At 70.7% G+C, this 1,385-nt stretch carries 2 protein-coding genes; both read left to right on the forward strand.

Translation table 11 applies throughout. The features are described from left to right. Nucleotides 1-133: 133 nt before the first annotated feature. Complete coding sequence (locus AX681_RS20520) at nt 134-367, forward strand: DUF1272 domain-containing protein (protein WP_066664809.1); 234 nt, start codon at nt 134-136, stop codon at nt 365-367. Beyond that, complete coding sequence (locus AX681_RS20525) at nt 364-1,239, forward strand: 2-dehydropantoate 2-reductase (protein WP_066664806.1); 876 nt, start codon at nt 364-366, stop codon at nt 1,237-1,239. Before AX681_RS20520 ends, AX681_RS20525 begins: the two co-directional genes overlap by 4 nt. The last annotated feature ends 146 nt before the right edge of the window (nt 1,240-1,385 follow it).

Below are 1,385 nucleotides of genomic sequence, written 5' to 3' on the forward strand. Positions count from 1 at the left end.
GCCAATCTCTCCCCTCCCGCAAGCGGGAGGGGCTGGGGGAGGGCATGTCGATCTCGCGGCGCGCCCGGCCGGCACAATCCTCCCCCGCCAGGGGGAGGATCGTGGAGTCTCGATACCAGCCCAAGGACGTAAAATGCTCGAAATGCGCCCCGACTGCGAACGCTGCGGCACCGAACTCCCCGCCGATCAGGGCGGAGCGTTCATCTGCTCGTTCGAATGCACCTTTTGCGCCGACTGCGCCGACGACCTCGACGAGACCTGCCCCAATTGCGGCGGCGAACTGCTCGACCGCCCGGCCCGCGTCGGCGACGCGCTGAAGAAATACCCCGCCAGCACCGCACGCCGCTTCAGCGGGAACGATAATTGACCCGCATCGCCATCATCGGCACCGGCGCGGTCGGCGCCGGCATTGCCGCCTGGCTGATCGCCGCGCCCGAGCATGACGTCACCCTCTGCGCGCGCCCCCCCTTCGCCACGCTGCGGGTCGAGACGCCCGAGGGCGTGCTCGAAAGCTCCCCACGCCTCCTGACCGACCCCACCGCCGCGCAACCCGCCGACTGGGTGCTGGTGGTGACCAAGACCTATGACGCCCCGGGCGCACAGCGCTGGCTCGACCGGCTGGTCGGCCCGGACACGCATGTCGCGATCCTGCAGAACGGGGTCGAGCATCGCACCCGCTTTCCCGCCCTCGATCCCGCGCGCCTCGTGCCGGTGATCGTCGACATTCCCGCCGAACGCCGCGCCCCCGGCCAGGTCGTCCAGCGCCGCAGCGGCAACCTCACCGTCCCCGACGACGTCGCCAGTCGCGCCTTCGCCGCGCTGTTCGCGCACAGCCCGATCGACACGGTCCTGACCGGCGATTGGCTGACCGCAGCGTGGCGCAAGCTCGCGGTCAATTGCGCCGGCGCGGTCAACGCGCTCACCCTCCAGCCGGCCGGCATCGCCCGCGACGACGAGGCGGCGGAGCTGATGCGCGCACTCATCCGCGAATGTATCGCGGTCGGCTGCGCCGAGGGCGCAACCCTCCCCGACGACCTGCCCGACAGCATCGTGGACGGCTATCGCAACGGCCCGGCGGATTCGATCAACTCGATCCACGCCGACCGCCTCGCTGGCCGCCCGACCGAAGCCGACGCCCGCAACGGCGTGATCGCGCGATTGGGTGCCCGGCATGGCATCGACGCCCCACTCAACCGCATGGCGGATGTGGTGTTGCGCCTGTCTCCCCTGTCCCCTTGATAGGGGAGAGGGTTACCGGAGCTTGGCAGCTTGCTGCCAGGCGAAGGTTGGGAGAGGGGTAGATCGGCGCGCAGCGCCGACCGCGCAAACCAATCCTCCCCCGCCAGGGGGAGGTGGCAGGCGCAGCCTGACGGAGGGGGAGGACG

The sequence above is a fragment of the Sphingomonas sp. CCH9-E2 genome (assembly GCF_001557215.1).
In the GTDB taxonomy this organism is placed as follows: Bacteria; Pseudomonadota; Alphaproteobacteria; order Sphingomonadales; family Sphingomonadaceae; genus Sphingomonas.